13 protein-coding genes are annotated in these 11,902 nt (G+C 70.9%); 8 read left to right on the top strand and 5 right to left on the bottom strand.

Annotated features, from left to right (window positions below):
- Nucleotides 1–117: 117 nt before the first annotated feature.
- Nucleotides 118–582, bottom strand: coding sequence for an SseB family protein (locus tag OO68_RS21250; protein ID WP_030846788.1), 465 nt, complete (start codon nt 580–582; stop codon nt 118–120).
- Nucleotides 583–704: 122 nt separating this feature from the next.
- On the opposite strand from OO68_RS21250, the gene OO68_RS21245 reads away from it, so the two are divergent.
- The 4 genes from OO68_RS21245 to OO68_RS21230 all read left to right on the top strand — a co-directional run bounded on the left by OO68_RS21245 (nt 705) and on the right by OO68_RS21230 (nt 5,197).
- The gene (locus OO68_RS21245; protein ID WP_033309982.1) at nt 705–1,523 is read left to right on the top strand and encodes an intradiol ring-cleavage dioxygenase; all 819 of its coding nucleotides are present in this window, start codon (nt 705–707) and stop codon (nt 1,521–1,523) included.
- Nucleotides 1,524–1,657: 134 nt separating this feature from the next.
- Nucleotides 1,658–3,484: an acyl-CoA dehydrogenase gene (locus OO68_RS21240; protein WP_033309981.1), complete on the top strand. Its 1,827-nt coding sequence runs from the start codon at nt 1,658–1,660 to the stop codon at nt 3,482–3,484.
- Between the two features lie 77 nt (nt 3,485–3,561).
- Nucleotides 3,562–4,854 (top strand): M18 family aminopeptidase, encoded by a 1,293-nt coding sequence (locus OO68_RS21235; RefSeq protein WP_033309980.1) that lies wholly within the window; start codon nt 3,562–3,564, stop codon nt 4,852–4,854.
- Between the two features lie 88 nt (nt 4,855–4,942).
- The gene (locus OO68_RS21230; protein ID WP_031118113.1) at nt 4,943–5,197 is read left to right on the top strand and encodes a DUF6458 family protein; all 255 of its coding nucleotides are present in this window, start codon (nt 4,943–4,945) and stop codon (nt 5,195–5,197) included.
- On the opposite strand, the gene OO68_RS21225 is transcribed toward OO68_RS21230, so the two are convergent.
- Nucleotides 5,173–5,580: a cupin domain-containing protein gene (locus OO68_RS21225; protein ID WP_033309979.1), complete on the bottom strand. Its 408-nt coding sequence runs from the start codon at nt 5,578–5,580 to the stop codon at nt 5,173–5,175. The two genes, OO68_RS21230 and OO68_RS21225, sit on opposite strands and share 25 nt — an antisense overlap.
- A 52-nt stretch (nt 5,581–5,632) precedes the next feature.
- On the opposite strand from OO68_RS21225, the gene OO68_RS21220 reads away from it, so the two are divergent.
- Nucleotides 5,633–6,631 (top strand): GlxA family transcriptional regulator, encoded by a 999-nt coding sequence (locus OO68_RS21220; RefSeq protein WP_033309978.1) that lies wholly within the window; start codon nt 5,633–5,635, stop codon nt 6,629–6,631.
- Entirely contained in the window at nt 6,628–7,119 is a 492-nt protein-coding gene (locus OO68_RS21215; protein WP_033309977.1) for an LURP-one-related/scramblase family protein, read from the top strand. Before OO68_RS21220 ends, OO68_RS21215 begins: the two co-directional genes overlap by 4 nt.
- Nucleotides 7,120–7,152: 33 nt before the next feature.
- Here OO68_RS21215 and OO68_RS21210 read toward each other — a convergent pair whose 3' ends face one another.
- On the bottom strand, nt 7,153–7,950 hold the full coding sequence (locus tag OO68_RS21210; RefSeq protein ID WP_033309976.1) for a carbon-nitrogen family hydrolase: 798 nt from the start codon (nt 7,948–7,950) through the stop codon (nt 7,153–7,155).
- Between the two features lie 181 nt (nt 7,951–8,131).
- On the opposite strand from OO68_RS21210, the gene OO68_RS21205 reads away from it, so the two are divergent.
- Nucleotides 8,132–8,956 carry a maleylpyruvate isomerase family mycothiol-dependent enzyme gene (locus OO68_RS21205; protein ID WP_033309975.1) on the top strand — a complete coding sequence of 275 codons (825 nt, stop codon included), beginning with the start codon at nt 8,132–8,134 and terminating at the stop codon, nt 8,954–8,956.
- 162 nt (nt 8,957–9,118) lie between these two features.
- Nucleotides 9,119–9,853 (top strand): SAM-dependent methyltransferase, encoded by a 735-nt coding sequence (locus OO68_RS21200; protein WP_051814744.1) that lies wholly within the window; start codon nt 9,119–9,121, stop codon nt 9,851–9,853.
- A gap of 6 nt (nt 9,854–9,859) precedes the next feature.
- Here OO68_RS21200 and OO68_RS21195 read toward each other — a convergent pair whose 3' ends face one another.
- On the bottom strand, nt 9,860–11,173 hold the full coding sequence (locus OO68_RS21195; protein ID WP_033309973.1) for an MFS transporter: 1,314 nt from the start codon (nt 11,171–11,173) through the stop codon (nt 9,860–9,862).
- Complete coding sequence (locus OO68_RS21190; RefSeq protein WP_033309972.1) at nt 11,170–11,820, bottom strand: GntR family transcriptional regulator; 651 nt, start codon at nt 11,818–11,820, stop codon at nt 11,170–11,172. The genes OO68_RS21195 and OO68_RS21190 overlap by 4 nt, the downstream gene beginning before the upstream one ends.
- Nucleotides 11,821–11,902 lie beyond the last annotated feature (82 nt).

Below are 11,902 nucleotides of genomic sequence, written 5' to 3'. Positions count from 1 at the left end.
CCGTTCCCACTCGGCATCTGTCAGATCGCCCCGCCCCATGCCCACATCAACGACACGACAACGGAGTAGTCACATGATCGGCCGGACAAGTCCTAGTCGTCTGCGCAGCGATGGCGACTAGCCATACATCCGGCGCATCGCGAACTCGACCATCTGCTCCACGGCCTTCGCGTCGAACACCATGCGGTGCTCGCCCTCCATGTCGAGGACGAAGCCGTAGCCGGTCGGCAGCAGGTCCAGCACCTCCGCGCCGGTGATCACGAAGTACTTGGACTCCTTGCCCGCGTACCGGCGCAGCTCCTTGAGCGTGCTGAACATCGGGATCACCGGCTGCTGGGTGTTGTGCAGGGCGAGGAACCCGGGGTTGTCACCGCGCGGGCAGTAGACCTTCGACGTCGCGAAGACCTGCTGGAAGTCCTCGGCGGCCATCTGCCCGGTGGTGAAGGCACGCACCGCGTCCGTGAGGGAGGGCGGGGACGGCTCGGGGTACAGCGGCGGCTGCTGCCCGTACCCGCCGGACATCGGCTGCTGCGGAGGGGCGTACTGCCCTTGCGGGCCCGCTGTCTGGTCGTAGCCGTACATGAGCGCAAGCGTACCGAGAGCGGATGGGCCGTTGGGCCGGTACGGCCCTGAAGGCAAACCGACAGCGAGTTGACAGCGCGCGGTCTGTGGATCGCCGCGCTCGGCGCTCGTAGCGTCGTGCCATGAACGGACGCCCTGACCAGAGCCCGCCCGAGCACGACGGAGGCCTCTCCCACGACCTCCCCGTCCTCGCCCGGCGCCGGATGATCCGGCTGATGGCGGGGGCGAGCCTGGTCCCGCTGGTGGGCTGCACCTCGCAGGAGAAGCCCTCGGCGTCCCCTTCCTCCGCCGCGGGGTCCTCGTCCGCGGGGTGCACGGAGATCCCCGAGGAGACGGCCGGGCCCTTCCCCGGTGACGGCTCCAACGGCGTGAACGTGCTGAAGGAGAGCGGGGTCGTCCGCAGCGACATCACCCGGAGCTTCGGCGACTCCGCGGGCGGCACGGCCGAGGGCGTGCCCCTGACGATCACGCTCACGGTGGTGGACGCGGCCTCCGGCTGCCAGGCGCCGAAGAAGGGCGCCGCCGTCTACATCTGGCACTGCGACCGGGAGGGCGCCTACTCCCTGTACTCCGAGGGCGTCACCGAGGAGAACTACCTGCGGGGCGTCCAGGAGACGGACGAGAAGGGGCGGGTCACGTTCACGACCGTCTTCCCCGGCTGCTACCCGGGCCGCTGGCCGCACGCCCACTTCGAGGTCTACGGCTCGCTGGCCGACGCCACCGCCGCCACGTCGATCACGAACACCTCTCAGCTCGCCTTCCCCCAGGACGTCTGCGACGCGGTGTACGCCACGGACGGCTACGGCGGCAGCGTGCGGAACCTGAGCAGCCTCTCCCTGGAGGACGACGGCGTCTTCGCCGACGGTCATGAGCGGCAGCTGGCGGCCGTGACCGGCAGCGCGCGGGACGGCTACACCGCGGCCTTGACCGTTCCGGTGTGACCTGTCACAGATGACCGGATGGGGTTGCGTCTTATTACTGACGGGTAGCATCATCGTAGCTACTTGTTGGTACGTGAACTAGCGCGAGGATCCAGTGCCTCGCCGATCTCTCTACGGAGCCGGGAGCCGTCGCCATGGGGCACTACAAGTCGAATCTCCGCGACATCGAGTTCAACCTCTTCGAGGTACTCGGGCGCGACAAGGTGTACGGCACCGGTCCGTTCGGGGAGATGGACGTCGAGACCGCGAAGAGCATCCTGGAGGAGCTCACCCGCCTCTCGGAGAACGAGCTGGCCGAGTCCTTCATCGACGCCGACCGCAACCCGCCGGTCTTCGACCCGGAGACCAACACCGCGCCGGTCCCCGCGTCCTTCAAGAAGAGCTACCAGGCCTTCATGGACTCCGAGTACTGGCGCCTGGGCCTGCCCGAGGAGATCGGCGGCACCACCTCGCCCCGCTCCCTGATCTGGGCCTACGCCGAGCTGATCCTGGGCGCCAACCCGGCCGTGTGGATGTACTCCTCGGGCCCGGCGTTCGCCGGCATCCTCTTCGAGGAGGGCAACGAGGTCCAGAAGCACATAGCCAAGGTCGCCACGGAGAAGCAGTGGGGCTCCACGATGGTGCTCACCGAGCCCGACGCGGGCTCCGACGTGGGCGCCGGCCGCACCAAGGCCGTGCAGCAGGAGGACGGCTCCTGGCACATCGAGGGCGTGAAGCGCTTCATCACGTCCGGTGAGCACGACATGTCGGAGAACATCCTCCACTACGTGCTGGCCCGCCCCGAGGGCGCCGGCCCCGGCACCAAGGGCCTGTCCCTCTTCCTCGTCCCGAAGTACCTGTTCGACTTCGAGACCGGCGAGCTGGGCGAGCGCAACGGCGTGTACGCCACGAACGTCGAGCACAAGATGGGCCTGAAGGCCTCCAACACCTGCGAGATGACCTTCGGCGACCAGCACCCCGCCAAGGGCTGGCTGATCGGCGACAAGCACGACGGCATCCGCCAGATGTTCCGCATCATCGAGTTCGCCCGCATGATGGTCGGCACGAAGGCCATCTCCACGCTCTCCACGGGCTACCTGAACGCGCTGGATTACGCCAAGGAGCGCGTCCAGGGCCCCGACCTGGCGAACTTCATGGACAAGACCGCCCCCAAGGTCACCATCACGCACCACCCCGACGTGCGCCGCTCGCTGATGACGCAGAAGGCGTACGCGGAGGGCATGCGCGCCCTGGTGCTCTACACGGCCTCCGTGCAGGACGAGATCCAGATCAAGGAGGCCGCGGGCGAGGACGTCTCCGCCCTGGAGGCCCTGAACGACCTGCTCCTGCCCATCGTCAAGGGCTACGGCTCCGAGAAGGGCTACGAGCAGCTCGCCCAGTCGCTCCAGACCTTCGGCGGCTCCGGCTTCCTCCAGGAGTACCCGATCGAGCAGTACATCCGGGACTCCAAGATCGACACCCTCTACGAGGGCACCACGGCGATCCAGGGCCAGGACTTCTTCTTCCGGAAGATCGTCCGCAACCAGGGCGCCGCGCTGAACTCCCTCGCCGAGGACATCAAGAAGTTCCTGGCGCTCGGTGAGGGCGGCGAGGAGCTCGGCGCGGCCCGCGAGCACCTCGCCAAGGCCGCAGTCGAGCTGGAGGCCATCGTCGGCCTGATGCTCACCGACCTCGCCGCCACCGAGCAGGACGTCAAGAACATCTACAAGGTGGGCCTCAACACCACCCGCCTGCTGATGGCCTCCGGTGACGTCGTCGTCGGATACCTCCTGCTCAAGGGCGCCGCGGTCGCCGCCGAGAAGCTCCAGACCGCGTCCGCCAAGGACAAGAGCTTCTACACCGGCAAGATCGCCGCCGCGAAGTTCTTCGCCGCCAACGTCCTGCCGGGCGTCACCCTGGCCCGCAAGGTCGCCGAGGGCGTCGAGCTGGACCTGATGGAGCTGGACGAGGCCGCGTTCTAGACACCCTCACGTCCTCTGTTCGAGGGCCTGTTCCCCTACGCCGGGAACGGGCCCTCGCCCGTCGTTAAGGTGTCCCCATGACCGAACCAGCCCGCTTCGACCGCGGCCACACCGACGACCTCATGACCTTCCTGGCGGCGAGCCCGTCGCCGTACCACGCCGTGGCGAACGCAGCCGAGCGGCTGGAGAAGGCCGGCTTCAGGCAGGTCGCCGAGACGGACGCCTGGGACGGGACGCGCGGCGGCAAGTACGTGCTGCGCGGCGGTGCGATCGTCGCCTGGTACGTGCCGGAGGGCGCGGCGCCCCACACTCCGTTCCGGATCGTCGGCGCCCACACCGACTCCCCCAACCTGCGCGTCAAGCCGCTCCCCGACACCGGGGCGCACGGCTGGCGCCAGGTGGCCGTGGAGATCTACGGCGGACCGCTGCTCAACTCCTGGCTGGACCGCGACCTGGGCATCGCGGGCCGGCTGACCCTGCGCGACGGCTCGACGCGCCTGGTCAACGTGGACCGGCCGCTGCTGCGCGTGCCGCAGCTCGCCATCCACCTGGACCGCTCGGTGACGGCCGACGGCCTCAAGCTCGACAAGCAGCGGCACATGCAGCCCGTCTGGGGCCTCGGCCGGGACGTCCGCGACGGCGATCTGATCGCCTTCCTGGAGGAGACGGCCGGCATCCCCGCGGGCGAGGTCACCGGCTGGGACCTGATGACGCACTCCGTGGAACCGCCCGCCTACCTGGGCCGCGACCACGAGCTGCTGGCCGGCCCGCGGATGGACAACCTGCTGTCGGTGCACGCCGGCACGGCGGCCCTGGTGGCCGCGGCCTCCGGGAATCCGGCGTCCATCCCGGTCCTGGCCGCCTTCGACCACGAGGAGAACGGCTCCCAGTCGGACACCGGCGCGGACGGACCGCTCCTCGGCAACGTGCTGGAACGCTCGGTCTTCGCCCGCGGCGGCTCCTACGAGGACCGGGCCCGCGCCTTCGCCGGCACGGTCTGCCTGTCCTCCGACACCGGCCACGCCGTGCACCCCAACTACGCGGAGCGGCACGACCCGACGCACCACCCGCGCGTCAACGGCGGCCCGATCCTCAAGGTCAACGTCAACAACCGCTACGCCACGGACGGTTCGGGACGCGCTGAGTTCACGGCGGCCTGCGAGGCGGCCGACGTGCCCTTCCAGTCGTTCGTCTCCAACAACTCCATGCCCTGCGGCACCACGATCGGCCCGATCACCGCCGCGCGGCACGGCATCAGGACGGTCGACATCGGTGTGGCCATCCTGTCGATGCACAGCGTGCGCGAACTGTGCGGCGCCGACGACCCGTTCCTCCTCGCGAGCGCCCTGACGGCGTTCCTGGAGAGGTAGAACGAGCCGTCACCGCATGGGTGTTCGCCCCGGGGGTACCCGGTGTTCCGGGACCGGAACGACCGGACCGTACAGGGAGGCGACACACATGGGCCTCGGCGGATGCATCATCCTCATCGCCGTGGGAGCCATCCTCACGTTCGCGACCGACTGGGACATGCAGGGGGTCAACCTCGACCTGGTCGGCATCATTCTGATGATCGTCGGACTGATCGGCGTCACCACGTTCAGCAGCATCGCCAGGCGCCGTCGCGTGGTGGTGCCCCCCACGACCCCGGTCGTGGACGACCCGGCGGTGCACCACCACCGCCGCGACGGCTACAGCGACGGATACGGGGTGTAGGGCCGTCCCGTCGTGGCGTCCACATGGTCCGGGACCTCGTCGTGGCGGTCGCCGACCGTCACGGTGCCGGTGGGTTCGAACATGAGGATCGCGGTGGGGACGGAGGCGGACGGCTTGTGTTCGGTGCCGCGCGGCACCGTGAAGACGCTGCCCCGGGGCAGGACCACCGTGCGCTCGCCGGCCGGCTCGCGCAGGGCGAGGCGGAGTTCACCGTCGAGGACGAGGAAGAACTCGTCGGTGTGGTCGTGGGCGTGCCAGACGTGTTCGCCCTCCACCTTGGCGATGCGCACGTCGTAGTCGTTGACGGCGGTGACGATGCGGGGACTCCAGCAGTCGGTGAAGGAGGCCAGGGCCTGGGCGAGGGAAACGGGTTCCTGGGTCATGAGGGGATCCTGCGGGGTGCCGCGGACGTCGTGCGAGTGCTAGGAATCGCACATGTCGCAAGGATCCTCGCAGCGCCCGCACCGGGTCGCCGTGATCGTCGACGAGGGCACCAATCCCTTCGAGGTCGGGGTGGCCACCGAGCTGTTCGGGCTGCCCCGGCCCGAACTGGGGCTGCCGGGGCCGTTGTACGAGGTGACGCTGTGCGCGCCCGTGCCGGAGATCCGGATGAACCACGGCTTCTTCACGCTCACCGGCGTCCGGGGCCTGGACGCCGTGGCGGAGGCGGACACGCTGGTCGTGCCGGGCCGGCCCGACAACGTCGTACCACGCGGCCCCGACGTCCTCGACGCCATCCGGCACGCCCACGCGCACGGCGCCCGCATCGTGAGCTTCTGCACCGGCACCTTCGCCCTCGCCGAAGCCGGGCTGCTGGACGGGCGGCGGGCGGCGACCCACTGGCGCTGGGCGGACTCCTTCCGCCGCCTGCACCCGGAGGTGCTGCTGGAGCCGGACGTGCTCTTCGTCGACGACGGCGGCCTGCTCACCGCCGCCGGCAGCGCGGCCGCACTCGACCTCGGGCTGTACATCTGGCGGCGTGACCACGGCGCGGAGATCGCCAACCACGTCTCCCGCCGGCTGGTGTTCGCCGCGCACCGCGACGGCGGGCAGCAACAGTTCGTGGAGCGGCCGGTCCCCCAGGTGCGGGACGAGTCGCTGGCCCCGCTGCTGGCGTGGGCGCAGGAGCGGCTGGGCGAGCCCCTGTCGGTGGCGGAGCTGGCCGCACGCGCGCGGGTCAGCCACGCCACGCTGCACCGCCGCTTCCGTGCCCAGCTGGGGACGACGCCGCTGGCCTGGCTGACCTCGGAGCGCGTGACGCTGGCCTGCCGGCTCATCGAGCGGGGCGAGGAACGGCTGGACGTGGTGGCGGCCAGGAGCGGGCTCGGCAGCGCCGCCAACCTGCGGGCACGGTTGCGTCAGGCGACCGGGCTCAGCCCGTCGGCCTACAGGCGGCGTTTCGGAAGCGGCGGCGGGGAAGCCCTGGTGTCATGAGATTCCTCGTGTACGACCGGCTCCTCGGCTTCGGTGACGACTACTGGATCGAGGACGACCACGGCGGCAAGGTCTTCCTCGTCGACGGCAAGGCCCTGCGGCTGCGGGACACCTGGGAGCTGAAGGACACCCAGGGGCGCGTCCTCGTCGACATCCACCAGAAGATGCTCGCCCTGCGCGACACCATGGTGCTCCAGCGGAGCGGGGAGCCGCTGGCGACGATCCGCAGGAAACGGCTGTCCCTGCTGCGCAACCACTACCGGGTGTCCCTCGCCGACGGCAACGAGCTGGACGTCAGCGGCAAGATCCTCGACCGGGAGTTCGCCGTCGAGTACGACGGCGAGCTGCTGGCGGTGATCTCCCGGCGCTGGCTGACCCTGCGGGACACCTACGGCGTGGACGTCGTCCGCGAGGACGCGGATCCGGCGCTGCTGATCGCGGTGGCCGTGTGCGTGATCCACCTGGCGGAGAAGGAGCGGGAGGACTGAGCCGCCCTGAAGTCCGTGCTCAGGGCCGCGTTCTCAGGGCCGGCGAGGGGGCTGGAGGCCCAGCATCCGGTCCTTCAAGGCCGGGAACTGCTCCCGGGTCGCCGCGACCTTCCCCGGGTCGAACTCCACCGTGAGGACCTCCTCGCCGGCACCGGCCTGCGCCAGCACCTCGCCCCACGGGTCGACCACGATCGAGTGACCGGCCTGGGGAACTCCGGCGTGCGTCCCGGCCGTTGCGCAGGCGAGGACGAACGACTGGTTCTCCACCGCCCGTGCCTGGGCCAGCAGCGTCCAGTGGGAGCGGCGCCGCTCCGGCCAGCCCGCCGCCACCACGAGCGTCTCGGCACCGGCGTCCACGAGGCCGCGGTAGAGCTCGGGGAAACGGAGGTCGTAGCAGGTGGACAGGCCCAGGGTCGTCACGGGCAGACGCACCGTCACCAGCTCGGAGCCCGCGCCCATCAGCACGGCCTCGCCCTTGTCGAAGCCGAAGCGGTGGATCTTGCGGTAGGCGGCGGCCAGATCGCCGGAGGGGGAGAAGACCAGGGAGGTGTTGTAGAGCGGCCCGTCCGGATCCCGCTCCGGGATGGAACCCGCGTGCAGCCACACGCCCGCGTCGCTCGCGGCCTTCGCCATCGCCTCGTACGTCGGCCCTTCGAGCGGCTCGGCCTCGCGCCCGAACTCCTCGTAGGCGAAGGCACCGGTGGTCCACAGCTCCGGCAGGACGACGAGGTCGGCCCCGGCCTGCTCCCGGACCGTCGCCGCCACGCGTCGGCGGCGCGCTTCGACCGATTCGTCCTCGTTCACGGCGATCTGGATCACAGAGGCGCGCACACTACCACCGTCCTGGCATTCGAGCCGTCCACACGGGCCTACGATCGTCACACGAAAGCACTGCCGGGGTGCCTCACAGCAGCGTAACTTAGCTCGCAAGACGCCCGCCGACAGCCGCCACCTCCCACTGGCAACGCCGCCACCACCTGCCCGTGACCGAACCGCCGAGGGGTCCCGTTCCGTGAGTCTGCATCCCACCCTCCAGCCCTACGCCGACGCCTGGACCCACTCCATCGAAGCGATATCCGAGTTGCTCCAGCCGCTCGCGGAGGCCGAATGGAACCGGCGGACGCCGTGCCCCGGGTGGTCGGTGCGGGACGTGGTCTCCCATGTCATCGGTCTGGACTGCGAGATGCTCGGCGACCCGCGCCCCATCCACAGCCTGCCGCGCGACCTCTTCCACGTCACCAACGAGCACCAGCGCTACATGGAGATGCAGGTCGACGTCCGCCGCCACCACACGGCGCCGGAAATGACCTCCGAGCTGGAGTACGTGATCATCCGCCGCAACCGGCAGCTGCGCAACGAGTCGCGTGACCCGGGCACGAAGGTGCGCGGGCCGCTGGGCAGCGAGCTCACCCTGGAGGAGTCGATGCGGCGGCACGCGTTCGACGTGTGGGTGCACGAGCAGGACCTGCGCACGGCCCTCGGCCGGCCCGGCAACCTCGACTCCCCGGGCGCGCTGGTCGCCCGGGACGTGCTGCTCGGCGAACTCCCGCGCGTGGTGGCCGAGGGCGCGCAGGCGCCGCGCAGCTCGGCGATCGTCTTCGACGTGCACGGGCCCGTCGAGTTCCTGCGCACGATCCGTGTCGACATCCAGGGCCGCGGCACCCTGGAGACGGCCCCGGCCCTCGGCCCCGCCGCGACCCTCACCCTCGACTGGGAGACGTACGTCCGCCTGGCCTGCGGCCGCGTGACCCCGGAGTCGGTCTCCGACCGCCTGAAGACGGAGGGCGACCCGGAACTGACGACGGCAATCCTGAACAACTTCAGGGTGACGCAGTAGAGCCGACCGCCCCCGCTGCGGGCATGCGTGCCGCTAGGGGCGGCACGGGTGGGCGCAGCAGCACCCCGCTCCGCCGGGCTGCGGACCCACCCGACCCCAGCACCAACACCGGGCACCAAAAACCCCGTGCCGCAGCCTCACACCCCCCGTAGCGTCCCCGGCATGACCCCACCCCACCGCACCCGCCTCACCTTCCACGGCCCCCTGTCCGAGGCCAGAGCGGCCGACCTCGTACAACGCCTCACCCGCCACCACCCCACCACCGTCCTGGACATCGGCTGCGGCCCGGGCGAACTGATGCTCCGCGTCCTGGCCACCGCACCGGAGGCGACCGGCACCGGCATCGACCTGGACGCCGACGACCTAGCGCGAGGGAGGAGGGCCGCCGAAGACCGCGGACTGGCCTCCCGCGCCCGTTTCGTGGAGGAGTCCGCCACCGGCACCACTCGCGGCCCCGCCGACCTCGTCCTGTGCGTGGGGTCGAGCCAGGCCCTCGGCGATCGGCTCCCCGACGCGCTCGGGGAACTGCGCCGCCTGGTCACCGACCACGGCCGCGTCCTGCTCGGCGAGGGCTTCTGGCAGCGCACCCCCACCCGAGACGAGCTGTCCCGCATGTGGCCCGACGCGGCGGTGTCGGACCACACCGACCTCGCGACGCTCATCGGCATGGCGATCGACGCGGGGTTCCGGCCGGAGTGGACGGAGACCGCGAGCCTCGACGAGTGGGAGGCGTTCGAGTCGGGATACCTCGCGGACACCGAGGTGTGGCTCGCCGAGCACCCCCGTCACCCCCTGGCGGAAGAGACACGGCAGCGCGTCGACCGGCACCGCGCCCGGTGGCTCACCTACCGCGGCGTCCTGGGCCTCGCGTACCTCACCCTCGTACCGACCACCTGACGGACGTCACGCGGGCACGTGCACCGTCTCCACCCGGCTGGCCACCAGCCGCTCCCGCTCCCGCCGGGCCGCACGCCTGCGCAGCCGCAGGATCTGGGAGACCCCGACCGCCTGGAGCACGAACACCACTGAGAAGGCAAGGGAGTAGTCGTCGCCGGTGGCGTCGAGGAGCACACCGATCGCGAACAGCGTGGTCATGGAGGCCACGAAGCCGCCCATGTTGGTGATGCCGGAGGCGGTGCCCTGCCGTTCGGGCGGGTTGGCCGGGCGGGCGAAGTCGAAGCCGATCATCGACGCGGGTCCGCACGCCCCGAGCACCGTGCACAGTACGATCAGCAGCCACATCGGGGCGTGCGGGCCGGGGTAGGCGAGCGTCGCCGCCCACAGGGCCGCCGTCGTGCCGACCGTGCCGAGCGCGAGCGGCAGCCGGGCCCCGTGGTGCCGGGCGACGATCTGGCCGTAGACCAGGCCGACCGCCATGTTCGACAGGACGACGAGGGTGAGCAGTTCGCCGGCCACCGCCCGGGACAGCCCCTGTGCCTCGACGAGGAAGGGCAGGCCCCACAGCAGCAGGAACACCATCGCCGGGAACTGGGTGGTGAAGTGCACCCACAGGCCGAGCCGCGTCCCGGGCTCGCGCCAGGAGGCGGCGATCTGCCGCCGCACGTAGGCGGCGCCCTGGTGCGGGAGCGGCTCCGGCTCGTGGCCGTCCGGGTGGTCCTTGAGGAACAGCAGCACCAGGACGAGCACCACGGCCCCGGCCGCCGCGCTGCCCGCGAACGCCGCCGTCCAGCCGATGCCGTGCAGCAGCCGGGCCAGGACGAGCGTGGAGACGAGGTTGCCGGCCATGCCGACCAGTCCGGCGAACTGGGCGACCAGCGGCCCGCGGCGGGCCGGGAACCAGCGGCTGCCGAGACGCAGCACGCTGATGAACGTCAGCGCGTCTCCGCAGCCGAGCAGTGCGCGGGAGGCGAGCGCCGTGCCGTACGTGGGGGAGAAGGCGAAGCCCAGCTGTCCGGCCGTGAACAGCACCGCGCCGAGGGCCAGCACCTTCTTGGTGCCGAGCCGGTCGACCAGCAGGCCGACGGGGATTTGCATGCCCGCGTAGACCAGCAGCTGGAGGATGGAGAAGGTGGACAGGGCCGAGGCGTTCACGTGGAAGCGGTCGGCGGCGTCGAGGCCGGCCACGCCCAGGGACGTGCGGAAGATGACCGCGACGAAGTAGACCGAGACGCCGACGCCCCAGACGGCCAGGGCCCTGCGGCCGCCTGGGGGTGCCCCCTCTGGGGGAGGTTCGCCGGGTATCGCGACGGCGCTCATCGGACCTCCCCGCGGGCCAGGTGCGAGAACCAGCCGATGTGCCGGTGGACGAGGCCGACGGCGGCCTCGGCGTCACCGGAGCGCAGGGCGTCGAGGATCTCCTCGTGCTCGGTGAGGGTCTTGGCGATGCGGTCCGGGTGGGAGTGCATGACGGCGACGCCCATGCGCAGCTGGCGGTCGCGCAGCTGGTCGTAGAGGCGGGAGAGGATCTCGTTGCCGCCGCTGCGGACGATCTCGGCGTGGAAGCAGCGGTCGGTGACGGCGGCCCCGGCGAGGTCCCCGGCGGCGGCCTGCTTCTTCTGCCGGGCCAGCAGCTCCTCCAGGCGCTCGATGAGCCCGGCCGGCGCGGGCACGGCCTTGCGCGCCGCGTGCCCCTCGACGAGCAGCCGCGTCTCGACGACGTCGGCGATCTCCTGCGCTGAGACGGGCAGGACGAGGGCGCCCTTCTTCGGGTAGAGGCGGATGAGCCCCTCGACCTCCAGCCGGAGCAGCGCCTCGCGGACCGGTGTGCGGGAGACTCCCACGGCTTCGGCGAGCTCGCCCTCGGTGAGGAGGGTGCCGCCCTCGAAGCGGCGCTCCAGGACGCCCTGTTTGACATGGGCGTAGACGCGGTCGGCGGCGGGCGGTTGCTTCACGGCCAAGGTCATGCCGACAGCATAGATACAACAGGGACGCATGAAGGGATACGTCCAGTATGCGGACTTGTATGTCACACGTCTGTGGCAAAGC

The sequence above is a fragment of the Streptomyces iakyrus genome, from assembly GCF_000717055.1.
Lineage (GTDB): Bacteria > Actinomycetota > Actinomycetes > Streptomycetales > Streptomycetaceae > Streptomyces > Streptomyces iakyrus.
The sequence above is the reverse complement of the archived record's forward strand: the minus strand, read 5'-3'. Positions and strand labels throughout refer to the sequence as shown.

Coding starts and splice junctions, on each gene's coding strand:
- OO68_RS21250 (WP_030846788.1), bottom strand. CDS start 582: ATGTACGGCTACGACCAGACAGCGGGCCCGCAAGGGCAGTACGCCCCT.
- OO68_RS21245 (WP_033309982.1), top strand. CDS start 705: ATGAACGGACGCCCTGACCAGAGCCCGCCCGAGCACGACGGAGGCCTC.
- OO68_RS21240 (WP_033309981.1), top strand. CDS start 1,658: ATGGGGCACTACAAGTCGAATCTCCGCGACATCGAGTTCAACCTCTTC.
- OO68_RS21235 (WP_033309980.1), top strand. CDS start 3,562: ATGACCGAACCAGCCCGCTTCGACCGCGGCCACACCGACGACCTCATG.
- OO68_RS21230 (WP_031118113.1), top strand. CDS start 4,943: ATGGGCCTCGGCGGATGCATCATCCTCATCGCCGTGGGAGCCATCCTC.
- OO68_RS21225 (WP_033309979.1), bottom strand. CDS start 5,580: ATGACCCAGGAACCCGTTTCCCTCGCCCAGGCCCTGGCCTCCTTCACC.
- OO68_RS21220 (WP_033309978.1), top strand. CDS start 5,633: ATGTCGCAAGGATCCTCGCAGCGCCCGCACCGGGTCGCCGTGATCGTC.
- OO68_RS21215 (WP_033309977.1), top strand. CDS start 6,628: ATGAGATTCCTCGTGTACGACCGGCTCCTCGGCTTCGGTGACGACTAC.
- OO68_RS21200 (WP_051814744.1), top strand. CDS start 9,119: ATGACCCCACCCCACCGCACCCGCCTCACCTTCCACGGCCCCCTGTCC.
- OO68_RS21195 (WP_033309973.1), bottom strand. CDS start 11,173: ATGAGCGCCGTCGCGATACCCGGCGAACCTCCCCCAGAGGGGGCACCC.
- OO68_RS21190 (WP_033309972.1), bottom strand. CDS start 11,820: ATGACCTTGGCCGTGAAGCAACCGCCCGCCGCCGACCGCGTCTACGCC.